General features: G+C 43.8%; 24 protein-coding genes. 19 read left to right on the forward strand and 5 right to left on the reverse strand.

Annotated elements, in window-relative coordinates; all coding sequences use genetic code 11:
- Window positions 1-64: 64 nt before the first annotated feature.
- The 5 genes from EL84_RS19815 to EL84_RS19835 all read left to right on the forward strand — a co-directional run bounded on the left by EL84_RS19815 (window position 65) and on the right by EL84_RS19835 (window position 7,158).
- Window positions 65-970 (forward strand): ABC transporter permease, encoded by a 906-nt coding sequence (locus tag EL84_RS19815; protein ID WP_047842804.1) that lies wholly within the window; start codon window positions 65-67, stop codon window positions 968-970.
- Window positions 971-985: 15 nt separating this feature from the next.
- Window positions 986-1,876 carry a carbohydrate ABC transporter permease gene (locus EL84_RS19820; RefSeq protein WP_047842805.1) on the forward strand — a complete coding sequence of 297 codons (891 nt, stop codon included), beginning with the start codon at window positions 986-988 and terminating at the stop codon, window positions 1,874-1,876.
- 95 nt (window positions 1,877-1,971) lie between these two features.
- Window positions 1,972-3,720, forward strand: coding sequence for a sensor histidine kinase (locus EL84_RS19825; protein WP_235431555.1), 1,749 nt, complete (start codon window positions 1,972-1,974; stop codon window positions 3,718-3,720).
- Between the two features lie 4 nt (window positions 3,721-3,724).
- Window positions 3,725-5,395: a response regulator gene (locus EL84_RS19830; protein ID WP_047842806.1), complete on the forward strand. Its 1,671-nt coding sequence runs from the start codon at window positions 3,725-3,727 to the stop codon at window positions 5,393-5,395.
- Window positions 5,396-5,514: 119 nt separating this feature from the next.
- A complete protein-coding gene (locus EL84_RS19835) occupies window positions 5,515-7,158 on the forward strand; it encodes an extracellular solute-binding protein (RefSeq protein ID WP_047842807.1) in 1,644 nt (547 codons plus the stop codon).
- Between the two features lie 80 nt (window positions 7,159-7,238).
- On the opposite strand, the gene EL84_RS19840 is transcribed toward EL84_RS19835, so the two are convergent.
- Entirely contained in the window at window positions 7,239-7,499 is a 261-nt protein-coding gene (locus EL84_RS19840) for a hypothetical protein (RefSeq protein ID WP_047842808.1), read from the reverse strand.
- 95 nt (window positions 7,500-7,594) lie between these two features.
- Complete coding sequence (locus EL84_RS31395; protein WP_047842809.1) at window positions 7,595-7,723, reverse strand: DUF4023 family protein; 129 nt, start codon at window positions 7,721-7,723, stop codon at window positions 7,595-7,597.
- 206 nt (window positions 7,724-7,929) lie between these two features.
- On the opposite strand from EL84_RS31395, the gene EL84_RS19850 reads away from it, so the two are divergent.
- From EL84_RS19850 to EL84_RS19865, 4 genes are all read left to right on the forward strand, one after another.
- The gene (locus EL84_RS19850; RefSeq protein ID WP_036670754.1) at window positions 7,930-8,682 is read left to right on the forward strand and encodes a TrmB family transcriptional regulator; all 753 of its coding nucleotides are present in this window, start codon (window positions 7,930-7,932) and stop codon (window positions 8,680-8,682) included.
- A 133-nt stretch (window positions 8,683-8,815) separates the two neighbouring features.
- Complete coding sequence (locus EL84_RS19855) at window positions 8,816-9,979, forward strand: MFS transporter (RefSeq protein WP_047842810.1); 1,164 nt, start codon at window positions 8,816-8,818, stop codon at window positions 9,977-9,979.
- Between the two features lie 220 nt (window positions 9,980-10,199).
- Window positions 10,200-10,766 (forward strand): sugar O-acetyltransferase, encoded by a 567-nt coding sequence (locus EL84_RS19860; RefSeq protein WP_047842811.1) that lies wholly within the window; start codon window positions 10,200-10,202, stop codon window positions 10,764-10,766.
- 38 nt (window positions 10,767-10,804) lie between these two features.
- Window positions 10,805-11,407, forward strand: coding sequence for a sugar O-acetyltransferase (locus EL84_RS19865; RefSeq protein WP_152683042.1), 603 nt, complete (start codon window positions 10,805-10,807; stop codon window positions 11,405-11,407).
- A gap of 190 nt (window positions 11,408-11,597) precedes the next feature.
- Here EL84_RS19865 and EL84_RS19870 read toward each other — a convergent pair whose 3' ends face one another.
- On the reverse strand, window positions 11,598-13,022 hold the full coding sequence (locus EL84_RS19870) for a glycoside hydrolase family 1 protein (protein WP_047842812.1): 1,425 nt from the start codon (window positions 13,020-13,022) through the stop codon (window positions 11,598-11,600).
- A gap of 343 nt (window positions 13,023-13,365) precedes the next feature.
- Here EL84_RS19870 and EL84_RS19875 point away from each other — a divergent pair, with 343 nt between their 5' ends.
- Both EL84_RS19875 and EL84_RS19880 read left to right on the forward strand, forming a co-directional pair.
- On the forward strand, window positions 13,366-14,334 hold the full coding sequence (locus tag EL84_RS19875; protein ID WP_047842813.1) for a LacI family DNA-binding transcriptional regulator: 969 nt from the start codon (window positions 13,366-13,368) through the stop codon (window positions 14,332-14,334).
- A gap of 205 nt (window positions 14,335-14,539) precedes the next feature.
- On the forward strand, window positions 14,540-14,833 hold the full coding sequence (locus EL84_RS19880; RefSeq protein ID WP_036608336.1) for a DUF3817 domain-containing protein: 294 nt from the start codon (window positions 14,540-14,542) through the stop codon (window positions 14,831-14,833).
- Window positions 14,834-14,912: 79 nt separating this feature from the next.
- Here EL84_RS19880 and EL84_RS32040 read toward each other — a convergent pair whose 3' ends face one another.
- Window positions 14,913-15,050 carry a hypothetical protein gene (locus EL84_RS32040; protein WP_161799438.1) on the reverse strand — a complete coding sequence of 46 codons (138 nt, stop codon included), beginning with the start codon at window positions 15,048-15,050 and terminating at the stop codon, window positions 14,913-14,915.
- 118 nt (window positions 15,051-15,168) lie between these two features.
- Here EL84_RS32040 and EL84_RS19885 point away from each other — a divergent pair, with 118 nt between their 5' ends.
- The 6 genes from EL84_RS19885 to EL84_RS19910 all read left to right on the forward strand — a co-directional run bounded on the left by EL84_RS19885 (window position 15,169) and on the right by EL84_RS19910 (window position 21,781).
- Window positions 15,169-15,513 (forward strand): thioredoxin family protein, encoded by a 345-nt coding sequence (locus tag EL84_RS19885; protein WP_047842814.1) that lies wholly within the window; start codon window positions 15,169-15,171, stop codon window positions 15,511-15,513.
- A gap of 180 nt (window positions 15,514-15,693) precedes the next feature.
- The gene (locus EL84_RS19890; RefSeq protein WP_017688676.1) at window positions 15,694-16,716 is read left to right on the forward strand and encodes a LacI family DNA-binding transcriptional regulator; all 1,023 of its coding nucleotides are present in this window, start codon (window positions 15,694-15,696) and stop codon (window positions 16,714-16,716) included.
- A 119-nt stretch (window positions 16,717-16,835) separates the two neighbouring features.
- Entirely contained in the window at window positions 16,836-17,825 is a 990-nt protein-coding gene (locus tag EL84_RS19895; RefSeq protein ID WP_200868492.1) for an ABC transporter permease, read from the forward strand.
- A gap of 15 nt (window positions 17,826-17,840) precedes the next feature.
- Window positions 17,841-18,728 carry a carbohydrate ABC transporter permease gene (locus EL84_RS19900; RefSeq protein WP_017688674.1) on the forward strand — a complete coding sequence of 296 codons (888 nt, stop codon included), beginning with the start codon at window positions 17,841-17,843 and terminating at the stop codon, window positions 18,726-18,728.
- A gap of 37 nt (window positions 18,729-18,765) precedes the next feature.
- Window positions 18,766-20,409 (forward strand): sugar ABC transporter substrate-binding protein, encoded by a 1,644-nt coding sequence (locus tag EL84_RS19905; protein WP_047842815.1) that lies wholly within the window; start codon window positions 18,766-18,768, stop codon window positions 20,407-20,409.
- 22 nt (window positions 20,410-20,431) lie between these two features.
- The gene (locus EL84_RS19910) at window positions 20,432-21,781 is read left to right on the forward strand and encodes a glycoside hydrolase family 30 protein (protein ID WP_047842816.1); all 1,350 of its coding nucleotides are present in this window, start codon (window positions 20,432-20,434) and stop codon (window positions 21,779-21,781) included.
- A gap of 111 nt (window positions 21,782-21,892) precedes the next feature.
- Here the strand turns inward: EL84_RS19910 and EL84_RS19915 are convergent, their stop codons facing one another.
- Complete coding sequence (locus EL84_RS19915) at window positions 21,893-22,300, reverse strand: hypothetical protein (protein ID WP_235200735.1); 408 nt, start codon at window positions 22,298-22,300, stop codon at window positions 21,893-21,895.
- 288 nt (window positions 22,301-22,588) lie between these two features.
- Here EL84_RS19915 and EL84_RS19920 point away from each other — a divergent pair, with 288 nt between their 5' ends.
- Both EL84_RS19920 and EL84_RS19925 read left to right on the forward strand, forming a co-directional pair.
- On the forward strand, window positions 22,589-23,581 hold the full coding sequence (locus EL84_RS19920) for a hypothetical protein (protein ID WP_152683043.1): 993 nt from the start codon (window positions 22,589-22,591) through the stop codon (window positions 23,579-23,581).
- Window positions 23,582-23,642: 61 nt separating this feature from the next.
- Window positions 23,643-24,728, forward strand: a complete 1,086-nt coding sequence (locus EL84_RS19925; RefSeq protein WP_047842818.1) for a glycoside hydrolase family 99-like domain-containing protein — start codon at window positions 23,643-23,645, stop codon at window positions 24,726-24,728.
- Window position 24,729 lies beyond the last annotated feature (1 nt).

Raw genomic sequence — 24,729 nt, forward strand, 5'->3', positions numbered from 1 at the left:
ATAGCCCACACTATTGCGGTGATCTGGCTGCTCCTATAATAAACGTTGAAGGAGGAGTCAGCTTATGCGTTCCAACTACAAACAATTTATCCGAAACGTTCCGCTTCATCTCATGATTCTGCCTGGACTGCTCATTATTATTGTATTCGGTTACATTCCGATGGCGGGGCTGTCTATTGCCTTTCAGAATTTCTCTCCCATTGCCGGATTCAAAAACATGAATTGGGTGGGTTTGGACAATTTCAGGTACCTGTTCGATCTGCCGGGGTTCTCGCAGGTTGTATGGAATACGGTATTTATATCAACGATGAAAATTGTGTCCGGCTTGGTGATTCCGGTACTTGTAGCCTTATTGCTCAACGAGGTTCGCAAGACAGGATTTAAACGAACAATTCAGACCGTGATCTATATGCCTCACTTTTTCTCCTGGGTTATTCTGGCGGGAATCATCGTAGATGTGTTATCTCCAAGCACCGGGATCGTTAATATGTTGTTGAAAGCCGTGGGCATTGACCCGATTCAATTCCTGGCCAGTAACGAGTGGTTCCCTTACATACTTGTCATTACAGACCAATGGAAAGAATTCGGATTCGGAACCATTATCTATCTGGCTGCCCTCACGAATATTGATAAATCTCTGTATGAGGCCTCTGTTATGGATGGTGCGGGAAGATGGAAACAGACATGGCATATCACACTTCCAGGCATTCGCCCGATCGTGATTTTGATGGTAACGCTTAGTCTGGGAAATGTACTTAACGGTGGCTTTGACCAAGTGTTCAACCTCTATAATCCATTGGTATATGAATCAGGAGATATCTTGGATACGATGATCTACCGGATCGGATTGCAGGATGCACAGTATTCCGTATCGACAGCACTGGGTCTGATCAAATCTGTCGTGTCTTTCATTTTTATCGGACTTGGTTATTTCTTGGCCTATCGGTTCGCGAATTATCGGATATTCTAGAAAGGAGGCAGAATCATGCACCACGCTTCAAGAGCCTATCGGTGGTTCCTAGGGTTTAACTACGTCATCCTGACGATTCTTGCCTTGTTATGCCTGTTCCCGATTGTGAATATATTAGCGATTTCATTTAGTTCGAGTGATGCGGTCAAAGCGGGCAGTGTCACATTCTGGCCTGTGGATTTCACATTGTCCTCCTATCAATACATTCTGGAAAATCAGCAATTCCTGAACTCATTCGGCACCAGCCTTCTTCGTGTAGTACTGGGGGTTACAACCAATCTGATCTTCACCATTCTCGTAGCTTATCCGCTCTCCAAAGAGGCTGCCAAATTCCGTTCAAGAACGTTCTATGCCTGGATATTCGTATTCACCATGTTATTCAGTGGAGGATTGATCCCTGGTTATCTGGTGGTTAAGGAAGCGGGGTTGCTGGATTCCATCTGGGCTCTGATTCTGCCGGGTGCCGTTCCGATCTTCAATGTACTTTTAATGCTTAATTTCTTCCGGGGATTACCGAAGGAACTTGAAGAAGCTTCCTGGATGGATGGGGCGGGACATTTTCGCACCCTATGCAGCATTTATCTTCCGATCTCTCTGCCAAGTATCGCGACCATTACGCTGTTCGCCATGGTGGGACACTGGAACGCCTGGTTTGATGGCATGATCTATATGAAGAGTCCGGAAGGTTATCCGCTGGCTACATATCTTCAGTCCATGTTACAGCATGTGACGATGATTCAGAGTGAGATGATGACGCTGGAGGATGCAACGCTCTTAAGTCAGGTATCGGATAGAACAACCCAAGCTTCCCAGATCTTTTTGTCCGTTATTCCGATCCTGCTTGTGTATCCGTTCCTGCAGCGGTATTTCGTTCATGGTCTTGTCGTTGGAAGTGTAAAGGGATAAGATCGATAGGAGGAAAACCGATCGATGGAAGGAGCCGATTTCGGGCTCCTTTTTTGCTATTGAGGAGAGAGCGTGAGGAGAGGAGGAGGGGAATATTGCGATTCATCCGGGGGAGATGGAGAGAGTCATCCATTGTTGTCAAACTGATGATTGCTTTTGTACTGGTCATTCTACCCTTGTATGGGATAAGCATTATGATTACGCAACTTAGCTCCAAACAAATGCAGACGGAGGTGGAGAAGGCACATGAGTCCAAATTGTACTTCTACCATAATCATCTGCAATTCGAATTGGAACGAATGAGTGCGCTGGTTACCGAATTTTCATTTGATGAAACCATGTCCACACTAAGTACACGAGCCGCGATTATGAGCAGGTATGAAGTCACGTCCAGTCTGAACAATATCCACAATAAGCTGGGTCAGATCATGGTGACAAGTCCCTACATTAGTGATGTGGTGTACTATGTTCCTGCTCTGCACAAACGGGTCAGTGCTGCGGACGGGATTCGGGACGTAGAGGATAACGAGTGGCAGAATCTGCTCGCCACGATGGGGAATCTAAATGGCGAATTATCACATTCCAATAACGATCTCTATTTTCTGAAAAGTAATCCATATAACATGAACCATGAGGAACCACCCAATTTCATATTAGGGATACGCTTGTCTGCTGAAGAACTGAAACATCGTTTGCAGCAGCTATCGGAAACGGGCGAAAGTGAGATTACACTGAGTTTTGGTGAACAGCAACATGTGGTGATTTCCTCATCCGAGCAGTCTGCACCGATGGAATCAATCCGATCCGTATTGCCTGAACCGTCCGAGTCCATGCAAGTTACGAAGTTTCAATCCGATCCATATCTCTATTATTCATTACATGATAAGGATCACTCGTTCACGCTGACAGCCACTATACCGCAAGATGTGCTGAGGGCACCGCTGGAACAATACAACGTATGGTTATGGATGGTCACCTTCATGTCGGTTGTGATTATTATTGTCTTCTCGTTTTCGATCTACAGATCGATTCACCAACCGTTAGCGGTACTCATTCGAGGATTCAGGATGGCAGAGCAGGGCCAGACAAGCGTACATATTCCTTCATCCAGAAGGGATGAATTCGGCTATTTGTACTCCCGGTTCAACCATATGATAGAGCGCTTACATATTTTGATCGATGAGAATTATGTTGCACGGATTCGAACAAGTGAAGCGGAACTTAAACATCTACAATCCCAGATTCAACCTCACTTTTTATACAACAGTCTGTTCAGCATCAAGCAGATGGCTGAGGTGGAGAATGTGGAGCTCATTCAGGAATTCACCGACTATCTGGGTCAATATTTCAAGTACATGTCTCGGGATTCTCATACAGAGGTATCGTTGGGGGCTGAAATTGACCATGCGCTTGTCTATGCATCCATTCAGAAAATCCGGTTTGGTTCGAGGATTCAGTTGGAATTGGAGGATCTGGATGCGAGGTACAAAATGATTTCGATTCCCAGAGTTATTATCCAGCCGATCGTGGAAAATGTGTTTGAGCATGCACTAGCCAAACGTAGCCAGGGAGGCATTCTACAACTTTCATACCAACAGGAGCAGGGTTACTTGTCCATTCGTATTGAGGATGATGGGGATCAGTTATCAGACAAAACCTTAAATTACCTGCAATTTGCCTTCGAGGAAACAGAACGGAAACATGGAAACGAAGAGATAACCGGGCTCATGAATGTGAATCAGCGATTAAGAATCAAATTCGGGGCTGCCTATGGTCTTACAGCGCAGCGAAGTGAGCTCGGTGGGTTGTGCATTATAGTGAAGATTCCATGGAAAGGGGAGTAGCGTTATGCAACGGATGCTTATTGTAGATGATGAACCCGTTATTTTGGATGGACTGTATGCTTTCTTTCAAAAGGCGAACTTTCAGGATATGGAGATTATTAAAGCATACTCTGCCTATGAAGCCATCGATTGGCTGAACTCGGTCAAGATTGATATTGTACTCAGTGATATCTGTATGCCTGGCATGGATGGCATGCAGTTGATTGAGCAGATTATGGACCGGTGGCCACGATGCAAAGTTCTCTTGCTGACAGGTCATAACGAATTCGATTATGCACATCAAGCCATTCGAAATCCGTGTGTTGTTGATTACCTGTTAAAGACAGAGGGCATGAATCATATTCGGGTTGCAGTAGAACGGGCATTAACACAGATCTCGGAAGAGAATGATTTTCGCTACCAAGCTGCCTGGTTTCGCAGTAAATTACCTAGAGCGCTGCCCCAGTTACAGCGTCAATTGCTGCTGGATGTGCTTAAGCGAACGGATAGACATGATATTGTTTCACTTCAAGAAGAGCTGGATGCTGTGCAGTTACCTTTCGAATCCGATCAACTCGTTATTCCTGTGATCATCCGGGTAGAGGAGTGGAACAACTATCAATCTCAGGCGGATCGCAGTCTCATCCGCTATGCCGTTGCCAATGTTGCGGAGGAGCTGCTGCAAGACAAGGCTAAGGTGAGGGCGATTGATCTGGACACTCAGGTCATCGCGTGTTTTATTCAATCGCAAGAGACATATCCGTCACACGTATCTGATACACAAGGGGAACGAGGGAGTCAGCTGGATAACTGCCTTCGTTTTGTCTATGGCACTTTGGAGTCTGTGCAGCAATCCTGTGCGGACTGCTTGAACCTGTCTGTATCCATCATGGTCAGCGAGCAGGCGGTAGAGTGGAGCAGGGTTAATCAGGCAATCGGGCAGTTACGCCTGTCGATTCATGAGAGTCCGGGGCTTGGGATGGAGAAGCTGCTGCGTGTAAATATCCAGGATGAATTGCCTTACACCCCTAGCATTATGAACCAACAGGGTGTTGTAACACTGCATCTGGATCAGATCAAACAGCGAATAACCGCTGGTGATCGGGAATGGATAGACTCCTTCCATAAATGGACCGAGGCGGCGAAGGAGGGACTTCCAGATCCATTCTTTCGCATGAAAACATATACGGGTGCAGCGAGTGTACTCATTGAAGTCCTGCATGAACTGGGGTTATATGAATCGGCAATGGAAGAAATATCGCTGTCTCGAATGTTACATTTTGATATTCATACCGCATGGACCGATCTGGTCATCTTTTATCAATCGGCATACGAATGGATGATTTCCAAACGAAGCGATGCCCGCATGAACGACCAATCACAGATTCTGATCACGATCCATCATTATATCAAGCACCATCTGGAGGATGACCTTTCACTCACACGGATCGCACAGGAAGTCTCGCTTAACCCTTCTTATCTGTCGCGTTGGTATAAACGGATTACCGGCAAAGGCATATCCGACTACATCCATGACCGCAGAGTGGAGCGAAGCAAAGAGTTGCTTCTGGGTTCTTCCTGCAAGATGCATGAAATATCGGCGAAAGTTGGATTTAGTGATCAGCATTATTTTTATCGTTTCTTCAAAAAAGCGACAGGCTGCACCCCTCAAGAGTATCGGGATCAGAAAAGTTAGATGATATCTCAAATGGTAAATCAAAGATACCAGATGTCAACGGGATACACTCGAAGTGATAGCGCTTTCTTTATAAAATGAAATTATACCTCACGGGAGGAGAAAAAAGGGGGATTCGCATGAATATATCATTCAAGAAGTTCTCATTATTAACATTAACCATGGTACTGGCCACTACACTTGCTGCCTGTTCATCCGGTGCGGGAAGTGCCGAAAAGGAAGCTGAGCCGAACACACAGCAGGATGCGGGAGGACCACTTACAAAATATGACCCACCCATTAAATTGACGTCCACCATGAATGAAACGGGGAAAGAATCGCTCGCCCAAGGAGATACACACGCCAATAACATCTGGACCAGAGGGTACAAGGATGAACTTGGTATTGATGTAACGTACGAATGGATTGTTCCAGATGCCAGTTATAACGATAAGATGAATGTCACGCTGGCGAGTGGTGATCTGCCGGATGTACTGAAAGTGAGTGCTGTTCAATTCGAACAACTGCATGAAGCGGGAATGTTGGAGGATCTGACCGAAGTATATGACAAGTATGCATCCGAACTGGTGAAGGAGTTCATGTCTGCTGAAGATGGAGCAGGTCTGAAGCCGGTAACGAAGGATGGCAAAATATACGCCATGGTGAGTTTCCCAGGCTCGCTGGATTCCTCAGATATGATCTGGATTCGTCAGGATTGGCTGAAAAAGGTTGGTCTTGAAGCGCCCAAATCCATGCAGGATGTCATCCAGATTGCGGAAGCCTTTACCTTCGAAGATCCAGACGGAAATGGCAAAGATGATACGTACGGCATTGCCCTGAACAAGGATTTACCTATAAACGCGTTCTTGCTCGGTTATCATGGTTATCTCGAAACCTGGATTAAGGATGATTCAGGTCAAGTCGTGAATGGGACGATCCAACCCGAAGTGAAAGAAGGATTACGTGAGCTTCAGACTCTGTATCAGAAGGGTGTGCTTGATCCCGAATTTGGCGTGAAGGATTTTGCTAAAATGATGGAGGATGTGAATGCGGGCAAATCAGGCATGTTTTTCCTGCCACAATGGGCACCTTTTCAGGTTAGCAGCATGATTAAAAAAGACAAGAACATCGACTGGATGGCTTACCCGGTTCAATCGATTGATGATCAACCAGCCAAAACACAGAATCATCTTAGTCTGGGCGGTATATTTGCCGTTCGTAAAGGATACGAGCATCCAGAAGCGTTGATTAAACTTCTTAATTTCCAGGCTGAAAAAATGTTCGGTGAGTCTGCCAAGGAAGAACGGGCTGCTTATTTGAATGGACTGACAGGTCTTGGTTTTCATAATGCAACGGTCTCCAACCTGCCAGCCAACAAAAATGTGAAGGCACAGGATGAAGTAGAGCAGGCGCTCAAAACAGGAGATACGTCCGGATTGGAACTTGAAGCGAAGCTGTTCTATGACGATATTATGGATTATAGGAATGGGAATCTCGACAAGTGGCATATGGAGCGTATCTTTGGCCCAGAGAGTTCACAAGGTGTGATTAAATATTATCGAGATAATGACCTCATTGTCATGAATGAATTCATCTATGCACCGACGAGAACAATGAATACGAAGCAAGCTACACTGGATAAACTGAGAGCCGAGACATTTCTGAAAATCATCTATGGTAACTTGTCGATTGACGAGTTTGATAACTTTGTAGCCAATTGGAAGAAACTTGGCGGGGATCAGATCACACAAGAAGTGAATGATACCATCGCAGCTAACCCATAAAAGGATTAATTGATATAATCCAAGAATGAAAAATGAAAAAATGGTGCGCTCTCTAGGGAGGCACCATTTTTTGATGCTGATCATTTGCGTTTCAATAACAGAACTCCGCTGATTTCTGACGTTTTGTAGCGGTATACCACTTTGAATCCAATATCATTGTCCAGCAAGCAGTTCAGTGCATTGATCAGCCGTGCACCTGGTACCAGTGTGAATGTACATGGAGACGTATTACCAATCACGCGTACACTTTGGATTCTGCGCGCAGAACCGGGAATGAGCGGATTTCTAGACCAGTAGATTAATACCAGATCCGGTTGTGGAACAGCATTGACACGAGCCATACTAATCATCTCTTTTCTATTAAAGGTTCTTAATAGTAGATGAAAAGTAGAGGAAAGGGTGTTAGACGGAAGACATGATGTTTAATAAATAGACTCTACTTATTCGTTGAGTGCTGTTTGGATGGCAACTTGTCCCCTGGCGTTCCCTTGCCGTTGTTTTTATTGTGACGCGCTTTTTCGGCATTTTCGTTAACTTTCTTCACAAAATCTTGAGTACTTTCCATTTAAAATTACAGCTCCTTCCACAAGCAAAATGTGTATTCCCGATTGTTAATATAACCACTGGAAAGTGATTTTATTTTGGTGACATCGCTAAATTTAATTCTGATTCCACATTCCTAGGTCAGTTGGGACATACTGGACATGGGAAGTTCATGCGTCTAAACTAGATAGACCAGACACACTAAGAAGGGATGCGCCGATCCAAACCATGTTGCAGAAATTCGGGTTTACACAATATGAAAGTCAGGTATACGAGGCTATATTCGCGCAGGATGAACCGCTTGATGCCACATCGATTGTAAATTACTCCAACGTTCCCAAAGCCAAAATTTATGAAGTACTTAATCGCCTGATCGACAAGGGAACGGTGCTGACAACGATGGATGGGAAGAAGAAACTATATATGGCTGTGGATCTTCAGTCCATCATTCATAAGATCAAGGCTGATTTTGAGAAAGATATTGAGGAATTGAAGAGTTACAAAATCAAACGTACATTTACAGATGAGCATATCTGGACGTTAAAAGATGAGTCGTCCATCGCATCAAATATCGAACAGCTTATCGAGGAAGCAGATTCATCAATTCTTTTTCTGGCCTGGAATGAGCGTATGGAGAAATATCGTGAACTGCTGGAGCAGAAGGAAAAGCAGGGCGTGTACGTTGAAGTGCTTGCCGTTGGGGGAATGGAGACATCCTTAAACCGGATATACTCGTTGATTCCATTGCTTGATGCGCCAGAACCTTCACAGCTGCTTATTGTGGATCATGCGTATTTGCTGTTTGCCGGTGTGGAGCATGATTCATGGCGAGCGATCAAGACGATGTCCAAACCGATTGTCAAAGCGATGACTGATTATTTCTACCATGATGTTGCCCTTACTCAGATTACCAAAAAATACGGTGACCAACTGTTACAGGATGCTGAAATCGAGAAACTGCTCACCAGGTTGATCTATTAAAATTAAAACTATTCTCTCGGAGGATAGTTTTTTTGTTATATCTTTGTTTGAAAACAATCATGAAAATAACTATTGAAACTTTCATTCTTATGGGTTACTATCGTAGTTGTAACTTTTTGAGGAGGATTCAAAAATGAATAAGAAAGTATATGTGCTCGCTATCGCAGCATTTGTGGTCGGAACCGTTGAACTGATCTTGGGCGGAATTCTGGACCTGATTGCTACGGATCTTCATCTTTCCCTGGCCAAAGCGGGGTATTTAATCTCTATTTTCTCACTTGTCTATGCGTTGTCTGCACCGATTTTATTAAATATGACGGCCAGATTCGAGCGTAAAAAGGTATATATGTGTACGCTGTTTGTTTTTCTGATCAGTAATCTGATCTCTGCATTTAGTTCCAGTTTTTATATGCTGATGGCGGGCAGAGCACTCGGAGCCGCCACGGGTTCACTTATTTTTGTGCTCTCCCTGACCCTTGCAGCACGTATTGTGGAACCACAATATAAAGGACGCGCCGTGGGGATTATTACCATGGGAGGCAGTGCATCACTTATCCTAGGTGTACCTCTTGGAATCTTTGTAGGTAACTTGGCAGGCTGGCGTGAGGTGTTTATGTTGATCGCTATTCTGACCGCAGTGGTTATGGTGGCCATCTGGATTGCGATGGACCGTGTGCAGCCTATTCCTGCAGTATCCCTGAAGAAACAGCTTACGGCTCTGTGGAATCCAAAAATGTTGGCAATCCATGCTACGACTTTGCTTGTGCTTGCGGGTCATTTGACTTTATATGCGTATTTCACGCCATTCTTGCAAGACACGCTGGGTGCCAGCGCAACGATGGTTACCTTTATCTATATGATGTTTGGGATCGCCGCTGTTGCAGGTGGAGGCATAGGTGGCATGTTATCCGATCGTCTGCATCCTGCTAAAGCCATTATCATTGTGCTGATTCCCTTTATCGTGAGTATGGCTGTCATTCCGTTCAGTGTGGGTTTGCCTTTGATCGCCTTCTTACTGTTGTTAAGCATCTGGAGTGCACTGAGTTGGACCGTTACGCCTGTGCAGAATAGTCTCATTATCAAAACTTCGCCGGAAACAGCCGAAACGCTAATCAGCACCAACTCAGGTATTGCCCATGCAGGTATTGCACTGGGTACCTATATCGGCGGCATGGTGATCGATCATTCATCGATTCTGAACACCGGATGGGTTGGTTCTGTTCTGATTCTGCTTGGTTTGGTGACTGCCATCTATGCCATTAGCGTTAAGGAAAAAACCGTTCAGGCGGTTGCTTAGAATAAAGAAATTAGACAAAAAGCTTGAACCTCTGCATTCCCATAGTCTAATGGGTGTAGAGGTTTTTTTTGCTGTTTCGCTAGAGTACGCGTCAGTAGAATAAACCATTTTCATATCGAGCAAAACTTGCTTTATTCATACTAATCTATATAATTAAAAGAGTTTTTAAAAGTATTATTTAATGTTGAATTACATGATGTGTAATGAGGGAGCGGTGATCATGACTACGAAGACGGAAAAACAAAAAATGCTGGATGGCGAGCTGTACATGGCTTCGGATCTTCAATTGTCTGAGGACAGAGAGTATGCAAGGAAAATGACGCGAATGTTCAATCAAACGACGGAAACGGATGGTGAGCTTCGCACCAAGTTATTGAAGGAATTGTTTGGATCGACAGGTGAACACCTGGGCATGGAACCTAATATTCATGTGGATTATGGATATAACATTCATGTAGGCAATCATTTTTATAGCAATTTTAACTGTACGATATTAGATGTGTGTGAAGTTCGTATTGGAGACCATTGCTTAATGGGGCCAGATGTACATATCTATACGGCTACTCATCCACTCCATCCGCATGAACGCAATACGGGTGCAGAATATGGCAAGCCAGTCACGATTGGCAATAATGTATGGATTGGTGGCAGAGCCGTTATTAACCCGGGGGTTACCATTGGAGACAACGTGGTCATTGCTTCCGGGTCTGTGGTTACAAAGGATGTTCCGGATAATATGATTGTGGGCGGTAATCCTGCTAGAATTATTAGAGAGATTGAGCTTTAACTTATTTTAGATAGAAGATGGGAAGTGCTTACGAAATGATGACTGAAAAAGAAAAATCTCAATTAGGGCTCTTGTATAACGCCAATTATGATCAAGAGTTAATTGAAGAGCGTTTACATGCCAAAGGACTTTGTTACGATTATAACCAGCTTCATCCAGCCAAGATCAATGAAAGAGAAGCGTTAATCAAGAAACTGCTGGGGAAAACGACGGATCGTTTCCTGATTGAACAGCCATTTGTATGTGATTACGGCTATAATATTGAAATTGGTGAGAACTTCTATAGCAATCATAATATTGTCATGCTGGATGGAGGCAAAATCAGTTTTGGAGATAACGTTTTTGTTGCTCCCAATTGCGGATTTTATACAGCAGGCCACCCTTATGATGTTGAGCAGCGCAATGAAGGTCTGGAGATCGTTGGACCCATCACGGTGGGCAATAATGTGTGGATCGGTGGCGGTGTGACAGTTCTTGCCGGTGTGACGATTGGAGATAATACGATCATCGGCGCAGGCAGCGTAGTGACCAAGAATATACCGTCTGGTGTGATTGCTGCGGGTAATCCTTGCAGGGTCATTCGCAAGATAACGGAAGAAGACAAAACAAAGTACAGCAGGGATGTAGTGAAGAACATCTAGTGAAGAATAGTGAACAACGTGATCGTAGCTAATGAGAATGCCCGATGTGTATCATCGGGTGTTTCTTTTTGAAAATAAAAATAAAATCCCCCAGACAGAAAACATGCCAAGGTATCGTATGACCGACCACTTTTCATCTGATATGTCTGAGGGATAGAAGAAGGTATCTGTTACATTTGCTTAAAGATCCTTAACGCTGCAAACTTTTCCCGTTACTGCTGATCACTTCTTTGTACCAATGGAAGGATTTCTTGCGATAACGTTCGAGTGTTCCTGATCCATCGTCATGACGATCCACATAGATATAGCCATAACGTTTTTTCAACTGGGCAGAAGACGCACTGACAACATCAATGCAACCCCATGAAGTATAACCCATAATTTCAACGCCATCTTCAATGGCTTCGCCAACCTGAACCAGATGATCATTCAGATACTGGATTCGGTAATCATCTTCAACTGTTTTCTCGCCGTCCGCATCCGTGATCAATTCATCAACAGCACCAAGACCATTCTCTACAATAAACAGTGGTTTTTGATAGCGGTCATAGAACATGTTAAGCACATAACGCAATCCTTGCGGGTCAATCTGCCATCCCCATTCACTTGCTGGCAGATAAGGGTTAGGTACACCCCCAAGCAGATTACCTTCACCTGCGATTTGTTTCTCCGGGTCTGCTGTCTGACAGATACTCATGTAATAACTGAAAGAAATGAAGTCTACCGTATTCAGCAACATTTCCTCGTCGCCAGCTTCCATCTGAATCTCAATTCCATTTTCACGGAAGTAACGTTTCATATAACCAGGGTAGCGACCTCTTACGTGTACATCACCGAAGAAATAGTTGCTATGCTCGAATTCCATGACTTTGATCATATCGTCTGGATTCGGTGTCAGCGGGTAGGTAGGCATACTGAGCATCATACAACCAATCTGTGCCGTAGGAATGATCTCATGACAGAGCTTCACAGCGGAAGCACTGGCTACAAACTCATGATGGATCGCTTGATAGAGATCTTGCTTGCTAAGCTTTTCCTTAGGAGTGTAGATACCACCGCTCATGAAGGGTGCTTCAAGAATCGAATTGATTTCGTTAAAGGTAAGCCAGTATTTCACTTTGTTTTTATAACGTTTAAATACGGCAGTTACATAACGCTCATAGAATCCAACCATTTTTCGGTTAACCCAGCCGTCGTATTCTTTGGACAAGTGAAGAGGTGTCTCATAGTGGGATAGCGTAACGAGTGGTTCGATCCCGTATTTGTGACACTCGTCAAACAGATCATCATAGAATTGAAGACCTTCTTCATTTGGTTCCAGCTCGTCCCCTTTTGGGAAAATCCGGGACCAGGCGATGGAAGTACGGAATACCTTGAAGCCCATCTCGGCAAACAGTTTCACATCTTCCTTGTAGCGATGATACAGATCGATACCGATCAGTTTCATGTTATCTTCAGTGGGTTCTTCCGTGATTGGCCCCATGATGCCTTTGGGAGCTACATCCTGAGTAGATAATCCTTTGCCGCCTTGATTGTATGCACCTTCAGCCTGGTTGGCTGCAATTGCACCACCCCACAGGAAATTTTCCGGGAATTGATAAGTATGATTACTCATGTGTATCGCTCCATTCATCAAATTGATATTAAGATGATTCATGTATGACATAAAAAAAGCTTAAACGTTGTAACGGGTTACACGTCAAGTTTTACTTTTGACCCCAATCTAAGGCATACTATTATTCTAAATAAGTTCAACTAAAATTTACACGAAAACGGAGAGGACAGAAATAACCAGAAGAAGCGAAGCGGTCGCCTTTATCCCCGGATTTTCCCGTTTAGATATGGGAATCAAAAAATCTGGGGATAACAGCGATCGGAAGGTTGTTCTGTCATCGAAGTGCCAGTGTAAATAACCTTAGTTGAACTTATATAGTTCGTTAGCAAGAAGGGAGTCTCCGATGTCCAAGTTTGATGAAATTATGAAGCGGTCCGGTTACTCAAAAGCGACAGTATCACGCGTGATTAATCATTCTCCGCATGTTAGTGATGAAGCAAGACAGATCATAACGGATATTATGAAACAGTTGAATTATATTCCCAACCGGAATGCGGTATCTTTATCTACAGGGCAAACAAAGCAGATTGGAATTGTGACCTCTACCACAGGTGAGATCATTCTTACATTCATGAATCAATTTATTGATACAGCAATGGATTTTGGGTTTCAGACGATTATCTATACATCCCGTGGAGATCCGGAGATTGAATTGCAGGCGTTCGAAGATCTGCGCAGTAAACGAGTAGATGGGCTAGTTATTATTGCTTGTGTTAATGATCCTCGGAAATTAAAGGCTTATATGGAGTATGGGCCCATTGTCTCCTGGCAGCGAATGGGGAATGACGAGATTCCGTCTGTTGCTATGGATCAGGCAGAGGGGTATAAGTTAGCTCTGGAGCATCTGGTTTCGAGAGGATACACCCGAATTGCAAATGTATTTGGAAGGGCTGAAAGTTTGAATACCCAGAGCCGCCGTGAAGCCTATGAATCTTTCATGAAGAGCAGAGGGTTGCATGTGTGGACTGAAGCATATCAATATTCCGTATTTAGCTCCTCCGATGGCGAAGAAGCGATGCGAAGAATGGCTGAGGGGCCAGAACTTCCACAGGCCGTATTGTGTTCAAATGATTATGCAGCCATCGGCATTCTTAGTGAAGCACGCAGACGGAAAACTCAGGTACCGGAACAACTCGCCATTGTGGGGTTTGATGATATCGAGCTTTCCCGTGTTCTTGGAATCACGACCATACACAATCCGATTGCGGAGCAAGCCACCCAGGCTTTCCATCAATTGTGGGCCGTATTGGGTAAAATGGAGTTGCAGACCGAACAGCTGACATACCAGCTGATTGAGCGTGAGACGACTTGAATCCATAAGACCTGATGTGGGAATCTGATTTTATGGATTCAATAATTATTCAAATTTGAAGCATCTTCAAATCGGAGTCATACGTTATACTGAATATGAGCTTCAGAACGACATATTTGTACAGAGATGTGGCGTGAGGTTTTTGTATCATGTTACAAGTTACATATTTCACAAACGATTAGCGGGAAAGGTGAGAATGGACTTTATGAAAACAGTGACAGGCCGATTCAGAATTGCGGGCATATGGGAGGGCGTATCCTTACTTCTATTGATTTTTATTGCTATGCCTCTGAAATATTTTGCAGATATCTCTTCCGCTGTAGCCGTAATGGGCATGATTCATGGTATTTTATTTCCTTTGTATCTTATTGCACTAGTGCATTTGGCTCTGGTCAAAAAGTGGAAGATAACACGCTGGTTAATGGGTGGACTCGCCGGTCTACTGCCGTTTGGTACTTTTGTATTCGAATCTTATCTTCGAAAGAGAGATTGGAAATAAAAATCAATAAGAATAAATGAAAGCAGGCGACTAATTCAGATGTTATCCGAATTGTCGCCTGTTACTTTCTGTACAAGTTCTACTTTACTGTACCTTGCTGACGATCGGACAATAAGCTGACTCCAATATCGCCTGAGGCAATCGACACAGGTGCATATGCTGAGAAGGAAGTAACAACTACCAGAGCAGTGAACAGAAATAAGAATGATTTTTTCATACCCTAACCTCTTTCATATGGGGATATATTCCATTTGATTCTAACGCATATAGGCTATACTTGAAAAGAAAAAGTTTAAATGAGCAAGCTATTGAATGACTGAAAGGGTTGAGTTGCTATGAAAGATATTCATGAGTTAACATCCATAGAAATGGTTGAAGAAGTTATTCAACAACATGAATTGGTTTTTTTGTATGTATCTCGTCCAGAGTGCAGTGTATGTCACGCTTTACTCCCCAAGATCAGGGCGTTGCTGGAATCTTATCCATCAATATACCTGGGTCACATTAATGCTAATGATGTGGAAGAGGTTGCGTCCAAGTTTCTTATTTTTACCGTTCCAACATTGATCATGCTTGTAGAGCAGAAGGAATATATTCGAGCGGATCGTTTTGTTCGCTTGGAACGTCTGGAAGAGCAGCTGCAACAGATTCACTCCATGTATATCCAAGATGAGGAATAGAAAGCTAAACCTTCATGAACGGCGGCTCATACATGAGCCGTTTTTTTGCGCCCGCAGTGGTATATAGCTATGAAAAAAGTACATGACGCCTGAACTCACAAATTAAAGTGTTGCCATGAAAACGGTTTTATGATAATTTAAACATTATAAAAACGTTTTTAGAGTAAAGGAACAAAACTTATGGCTAAGATAACGATTAAAGATGTAGCAAGGGAAGCGGGCGTATCCATATCGACGGTCTCCAACGCCTTGAATGGTGTGGATGTCTTGAACCCAGAGACGAAATCACATGTTCTTAAGGTGGCAGAGCGTTTAAATTATGTGCCCAATCTGAATGGCAAGCTGTTGAAGTCCGGTCAAACCAAAATGCTTGGTTTTTTCACTACAAGTGTATCGGGTCCGTATTTCTATAAACTGGTTGAATCAATGTCTCGTGAATGTGATCGTCTTGGGTATGGTTTGAATGTATTTGTGACCAAGGATAAACACGTTATTATGAGTAATATTCTGGGTCGGCGGGTGGATGGTGTCATTATCTACGAAGAGCTTCGGATTGATGAGCAAGATATTATCGCCATGGAGAAAGACAAGATCAAGGCGGTTTTTCTGGATCGGGTCTATCAGAGTGATACGATGGGAAGTGTCATTTTTGACTCGTATGTGGCTGCTTATGAAGCAACCAAGTATTTAATTGGGCTGGGGCACAAGAAAATTGCTTATATTTCGGGTGTGGACACGATGTTTGACAGTGTGCAGCGTAGAGACGGCTATTTGGCTGCCTTGCATGAATACCAGCTTCCAATCGATGAAGATTACATTATACAAGGGTATTTTGAGGAGGAGAGCACGTATAGTGCTATAAAATCTTTTCTTCATTTGCACCCCGGCAAGCGGCCTGATGCATTTCTTGCAGGGAATGACTTAAGTGCAATTGGCTGTATGCATGCGTTGAAGTCTGAGGGCTTTGAAGTGCCTCAAGATGTTAGTGTCGTGGGTTTCGATGATATTGATATCGCACAGTATTTTTCCCCACCACTCACAACGGTAAGAAATCAAATTGCAAGACAGGGTATCCTGGCCATCAATCAACTGGTGGGTATGATTAAGGAGAAAGAACAAGGGGCTGCACAGAAATTGGCGGGTGAGCTGGTGGTGAGAGGTTCAAGCCATGTGAAGATCGACCGGAAAGACTACCGTACATAAGTTGACTCAGCTTCTTCTCCGGTCTTTTTTTACACAAATAAAAGCAAAGGGGATTTTTATGTCGAAAAATAAAAACGTTTTTATAAACATGTATGCATGATGGAGGGGAGTAAAAAAACGTGGATAAATTAGCCGTAGAGACATCAACCGGTAAAAATGCGATCAGTCCCAATGGGAAGAAACCCATCGGACAACGGATTAAAGAATTCATAGTCGATTATCGGAGACAATGGGAGATTCAATCGATGATTATCCCGGGCATTATATTTATGATTATTTTCTGTTATATTCCGATTTACGGTTTGACAATTGCCTTCAAAAATTACACGGTCATTGATACGCTGGCTACCGCTCCTTGGGTAGGGCTAGATAATTTTAGAATCATTTTGTCAGATAAATACTTCTGGGATGCAGTCGTGAATACGTTGGGGATCAGTTTTTTGAAATTGGGTATAGGCTTCGTTATTCCCATTATTCTCGCGATCATGATCTATGAGTTAAACAGCGGACGCTTCAAGAAGTTTGTGCAAACGGTTTCATATTTACCTCACTTTTTGTCTTGGATCGTACTTGGGGGAATGCTGATCACCTGGTTTTCGACAACGGGCTTATTTAATCAGTTGTTACTTAGCCTGGGAGTGATCTCGCAACCGCAGAACATCTTGCTGGATGCAGGAAAGTATTGGTGGATTGCTACGTTATCGGATATTTGGAAAGAAGCAGGTTGGGGAACGATTCTGTATCTGGCGATCATGGCAAAGATTGATCCTACGTATTATGAAGCGGCCAAAATTGATGGTGCAAGCCGTCTTAGACAGATCTGGAATATCACATTGCCTAATATGAAATCAATCATAAGCTTAAATCTGATTTTAACTGTAAGCGGTTTATTAGGGTCGAATCTGGATCAGACCCTGGTTCTCATGAACTCCCAGAACCGCGACAAAGCGGAAGTCATCAATTCCTACGTGTATCGTATGGGGATGTCTCAGGGTGACTTTTCATATGCAACGGCCGTTGGCTTGGGTGTCTCCATCATCTCTGTCATTCTGCTCGTCACGGCAAACAAAATCACAAGCAAATTAAACGATAATCAATCTGTGTTGTAGAAGGAGGCATCCCGAGTGAATGGAAAGGTGGCAAAAGAAGATCTTGATAGTCGGATCTTTGATACCTTAAATATGATTTTGTTAATCATCTGTACGATCGTTATTCTGGTTCCGCTCTGGAATGTCATCATCTCTTCCTTTAGCTCAGGCAAAGCGTTGGCGGAAGGTGGGTTCATCTTCTGGTCACCGGAATTCTCGCTGGAGAATTACAGAGCTGTATTCAATGATCAGGGCATCTGGCAGGCCTTCTTCATATCGGTGTCCAAAACAACGATTGGCGTTGTTACACATGTGTTCTTTTGTGCCATGGTTGGTTACGGTCTGAGCAAAAAGTACATAAGAGGCCGTAAATTATACGTTGCCATGGGTGTTATTACAATGTTCTTCTCGGGCGGCATGATCCCGACATACCTGTTAATCAAATCACTTGGATTGTTAAACAGCTTCTGGGTATACATTATTCCGGCGTTGTTCAGCTTCTATGATGTCGTGATTCTGATGAATTTCTTCCGAAATGTCCCGGATTCGCTGGAAGAATCGGCCAAGATTGACGGCGCAGGCGATTGGCATATTTTCCTGAAAATCTTCATTCCACTCTCCATGCCTGCCATGGCTACGATTGCGCTATTTAATGGGGTGGGGCAATGGAACGACTTCATGACAACCAAGTTATACATTACCGATCAGTCACTGTATCCACTCCAGATGATGTTGTACGAGATTATCGTACAGTCACAGACCCAATCCATGCAAAATGTCGGGGGTTCAGCTGTTATTGAAACAACGACCAAAGGCGTGCAGTTAGCCACCATTGTCATTACAACACTCCCTATCGTGCTGATCTATCCCATCGTTCAGAGATACTTTATCTCGGGAATGATGCTCGGAGCAGTCAAGGAATAGGAGCAACAAATACCCCATTTTGAGGAGGAACAAAAATATGTTGAAGTTGAACAAGGCATCAGGCCAAAAAGGGATTAAATTGCTCGCAACACTGCTCACAGCCGTACTTATGATTACAGGTTGCAGTGGTGGATCGGGGGGCTCCAGTGAAGGAAACTGGGTATCCATTGAAGATCGTTATACGGTTTACCCGGAAAAGCCAGCTTGGCAATTGGATAAAAAGGAAGAGGCTACCGACCTGACATGGTACGTCAATGCGGACTGGTGGAACACTGATTTTGGCAAGGACATTGTTACCAAGAAAATCAAAGAGGATTTGAACATCAATATTAAATTCATCACAGGTGATGATACCAAGTTAAACACCTTTTTCGCCGGTGGAGATATGCCTGACTTGCTGACCGTATTTGACTCGAATTCTCCTGTGGTACAAAAAGCTGCAACCTGGGCTATGCCGCTGAACGATCTGGCGGAGAAATATGATCCTTACTTCAATAAAGTTGCGGCTGCCGATACGTTGAACTGGTTCCAGTTGGCAGACGGTAAAACGTATGGTTACCCGAACTATTCCAATACGCAAGAGGATTATGATAGCGGTAACATTCCTGCCAAAACGGCATTTATCATTCGTAAAGATGTGTACGAAGCTTTGGGTAGTCCGGTCATTGGAACGCCAGAAGAATTTCAGAGTGTGATGAAACGAATTAAGCAAGAGTTCCCTGCGCTGATCCCGTTTGGATTCAACTCCATTGGTGAAGGAACAGGTTCACTCGGGGATACGTTACAAGATTTCATCGGTGTTCCGTTGGAGACCGAATCAGGAGAATTCTATGATCGCAATCTGGATGAAGATTACCTCACGTGGTTGAAAACATTGAACACCGTGTACAGAGACGGCAATATCAGTGATGACAGTTTTGCCGATGATGGAACCGCTTTTGAAGAAAAAGTGAAGTCCGGTAAATATGCAACCATGCTGCTTGACGGTACACCTCAACAAGGAGGGAACCTGCAGATCTACATGAGTGCCAATCCAGGCAAAGAATATGTTGCTATCGATGGACCGCAGAGCACCAAAGGCAATGCACCAACATTGAATCAATCCGGAATAACCGGGTGGATGATCAATTTCATTTCCAAGGACTGTAAAGATCCGGCCAAGGCCATTCAGATATTCACATACTTGCTGAGTGAAGAAGGACAGACGCTTATGAATTACGGGATCGAAGGGGAAACCTACCAAACCAAAGCCGACGGTAGTGTAGAATTACTGCCAGCAGTGAAAGACATGCAACTGAATAACGCAGATCAATTCAAAAAGGATTATCGGATGGGCGAGTTTATGTTCTTCGGTCATGACCGCCACAAAGCACTCAGTGCAGATGCTTTTCCGGAAGCGATTAAACAGATGCAGGAGTGGGGCAAAGGCAAGCTGAAACCACACTTCATTCTGGAGAATATTAGCCCGGATCAAGGTACGCCTGAAGCTCGTGCGTTGTCAGCAATCAATACGAAGTGGAATACAACACTGGTCAGTATGGTACGTTCCAAGGATGATGCGTCGTATGACAATGCACTGGCTTCTTACAAGTCATTTTTAGGTGAGAACCGTTGGGAAGAGATTGTGAAGGTACGCAGTGAAAAGATGAAATTGAACAAAGAGAAATTAGGAATTCAATAATAGAAATACAAAGGAGAATCCTATGACTACATTTAAAATGTACAAATCTACGGGTGAAGAAGATTTATTCGTATCTCTATCCCAAGAGCAATTGAAACCACTGGATGCTGATAAGGAAACAACGACCATCCATCTGGATGATCAGCTAACGTATCAGGAGATGGACGGATTTGGTGCTTCTTTTACCGATTCTTCCGCCTATCTGATTAATCAAATCTTGAATGAGGAACAGCGGGATGAGGTCATGACCCGGCTGTTCCATCCAGAGAAAGGGATTGGGCTGTCAGTCATCCGTAATCCAATGGGGGCTTCGGACTATGCGAGAACGGTATATAGTTATAACGATATGCCCGAACAGCAGACGGACCCGGAATTAACCCAATTTAGTATTGCACATGATGAAGGGGACGTTATTCCTTTAACGCAAAAGGCGTTGGCATTGAACCCTGAACTGAAGCTATTTGCTTCACCATGGAGTGCACCGGGATGGATGAAAACGAGCGGATCAATGATCACCGGACAGCTGAAGGCTGAATGGTATTCCGTTTATGCTGAATATTTCGTGAAATACATTCAAGCATATGGCAAGCATGGATTACCGATCCATGCCATTACACCACAGAATGAGGCCCTCTATGAACCCGGGCACTATCCTGGTATGTTGATGCCAGCCGAGGCCCAAGCAGATTTTATCAAAAATCATCTCAAACCAGCCTTTGTGCAAAACGATATTCAAACCAAGATTCTCTGTTACGATCACAACTGGGATCAACCGGACTATCCCCTGACCGTACTTGAACAAGCGGGAGAGGAAGTGGATGGTGTAGCCTGGCATTGGTACGGGGGCGATGCTTCTGCTCAAACGAAGGTTTATGAAGCTTTTGCAGGTAAAGAAGTGCATTTCACTGAAGGTTCGGGTGGAGAGTGGATCCCGCCATTTGAGCAAGCCTTCTCAAATGTGATGCGAACGGGAATTCAGATTCTTCGCAATTACAGCAAGTCCTTTGTACTTTGGAATATGGCACTTGATGAGAACAACGGGCCAACCGTTCCGGGATTTGGCCGCAGTACGTGTCGTGGGATCGTACAGGTGAATCAGCAAACAAAGGAACTTACGTATACACTTGATTATTATGCTCTGGCTCATTTCAGTGCTGTGATCCGCCCGAAGGCTGTTCGGATCGAATCAACATCCAGTGGTGATGGAATTTGTTCTGTGGCTTTTAAAAATGCCGATGGTTCCGTAGCGTTAGTCCTCTTCAATGATGGGGAGAAAACGGGCAACATACAGGTTAAGCTGGGCCACGATGTATTGATGAAGTTCCAGCTGGAAAGCAAGAGTGTCTTGTCCGTATTGATCACAGATTTATAAAAGGATGGAGTTATAACCAGGCTTCATTAGAAAAGAAACCAAAAGAAGCGATATCCGGAGTGTACACGGATATCGCTTCTTTTGGTGAAACTCATCTGATTCAGGGTTATCTTATACGGGTTGAATGGCGAGATGGGGTGTCCCGCTACTTTCATCAACGAACAGTATATATTGATTGCCAGCAGTCCCTGTTAAGACCAGACCGGGTTGACCTGCAACACCAGGATTGTAATATCTGAGTTGTTGCAAAACGGGTAGGGAGAGTGGAAGAGTAGGTTGATTAAGTGCCATTAATTGTGTAGCGGCCTTAACGCTATCTCCAGCTTCAATCACTCCGCCTACACCCAAATGGTTGACAATCGAGGAGCTGGCGTTGATTTGAAGGCTGCCTGTTATGGTCTGACTGCCATTGACGTTTAGATCGACACCAACGGTTTGATTACCATTAACTTGCAGATCTTGGTTAATGGTCTGATTACCGGTGACAAGGATGCTATCAAAAGTTGGCAAAGATATCATCTCCTATATAGTATTCTTATATTCTATGAGGACAAGATCTGGAATGATCCGGGTGGCCACACATTATATAGCTGGGATAAAGCCCCTTTTGCAAAAAAAAGAGTTAGCGAAACACTATTTCGTGCATATTGTAGGCAGAGAATGTTTTCGCATGGAACAGGAGGGTTTGTTATCCGAAAGAAGTCAAGAACGCAGGTTAAGTCCGCGAAAAAGAAACGTTCAGTTCATGATACGAACCGTTTATTTCTGAGACAGATGAATGTGGTTCTGAACAGGAAACTCAAATCCATGCGTAAACATATGGAAGTACAGCATTTGGAACTGAATCAGCAATGGCTGAAAATGATGCAGGTGGGAAGCATACCCGCCCGAGAAGTGCCAAAAGTGATCTATAAGGAGTTAAATGTGCTTCTTATTACTCCTTGTAATGACCGAGAAATGTCATCACATTGTGTCCTGATCGAACAGAGTCTGAAACATCTCGTGAGAAATGTGAATGAGATTAAATATATCGAATCCGTGTCAGCCTGTTTGTCTTCCTATGATGTTGACCTGATTATGGTTATCGGAAGCGGAGAAAACTTGCCGGATGAGAATATTACAGCATTAAGGACATCCACCGTGAAAAAGGCCATCTGGTTGTCTGCCGATCAACAAGTGAACCAAAGCGAAACTATTCTACCGATTTTTGATCACGTGTTTACACAACAATCAACCCAAATAAGCGATGATCAGCATCATATGGGAAGCACTGGTAGTCATGAACTGTTCATGCCGCCTGATCCACATATATTCTGTCCGCAAGCTGTTCCCCCGGAGTACGAATCGGATGTTTATATCATCGGGGATGCAGAATCGGATGGCATCGTCACCGCTGTTGCCAAATCGGGTCTTTTGGATAACAAAAAGGTTCGGATAGATGGAAAGGGTTGGGCACAGATCGGGGATTTCAATCCTGTTCATACGAATGAAGCTCGTCAGATGTTATATAACGGAAGCAAACTGGTTATTCATCGTGGCGAATCAATCAAAAACGTGATGGAAATTGCCGCATGTGGGACGTTTCAACTCATAGGACCATCTGTGAATCAGAGCAACGGGATTGACCTTAGTAACTTTCAACAATACAACTCTTGTGAAGAACTCACTCAGAAGTTTGAACATTACTGGCAGAGTGTTGATGCAAGGAGACTGGCCGCTAGCCATGCTCTGGCATACATGAAATATAATCAATCCCATCTACAAAAAACATTGCGACTGCTGGATATCATTTTCATATAAATCATCCCAAAAATCACAGGAGCGTAGGCTGCATCATGTTGCTGCATTGGAGGAGTTCTGATTGAAGGTAATTGCTCTGCATCTGCCCCAATTTCACCGGATTGAGGAGAACGACCGATGGTGGGGGGACGGTTTTACCGAATGGACGAATGTAAAAAAAGCCGCGCCTTTATATTCGGGTCATCATCAGCCTAAACAGCCATTTCAGGGGAAATATTATGACCTTTCCGATCCAGATGTACGAAAGTGGCAAGCGGAAACGGCTAAACAGCATGGCATTTATGGATTTTGTTATTATCATTATTGGTTCAAAGGCAAGCGTTTGCTGGAAAAACCAGTGAATGAAATTTTGGATAGTGGGGAGCCTGATTTTCCTTTTTGCTTGTCCTGGGCCAATGAGACATGGACAAGAAAATGGGATGGGCAAGAATCCGATATTCTCATGGCCCAGAACTATGGGGATCGAGAGGATTGGGAAGAACATTTTAATTATCTGGTAAAAGTATTTAAGGACAAACGATATATTCGAGTGGAAGGTAAGCCATTATTTCTGATCTATCGACCAGCCAGTATTCCGCAATGTGAGGAAATGATTCAGTTTTGGCGTGAATTGGCTTTGAAACATGGCCTGAATGGGATTCATTTTGTGCAGACCATTGGTGGATTCCCTACATTTAATGGTCAGATCTTTGATGCGAGTATGGAATTTGAACCGCATTATACGTTTGCACATGGACATATGAATGGAATCTGGATCGAAATGAACATCAAGGGACAGCAGCATATTGCTGTGAATTACGACAAGGTATGGTCCTCCATTCTCGAACGAACACCACACCGTAACGGAGAAATTGTCTATCCAGGTGCTTTTGTCAATTGGGATAATACACCGCGGAGAGGTGTTGACGGACAGAGTACGCTCGGGGCCACCCCAGAGAAGTTTGGGCTATATCTATCCAGACAGATGGAACGAGCGAGGACGCTGTACAAAAGTCAGTATCTTTTTGTTAATGCCTGGAACGAGTGGGCGGAAGGTGCATATCTTGAGCCGGATCAAAACTATGGTTACGCTTATTTGAGAGAACTCAAGAAAGTAACTCAGCATGAATCGAATAGAAACAAGTCTATAGGAGGGAGTTCCGAATGAG

Origin of the sequence: Paenibacillus sp. VT-400 (genome assembly GCF_001029205.1) — a bacterium.
GTDB classification, from domain to species: domain Bacteria; phylum Bacillota; class Bacilli; order Paenibacillales; family Paenibacillaceae; genus Paenibacillus; species Paenibacillus amylolyticus.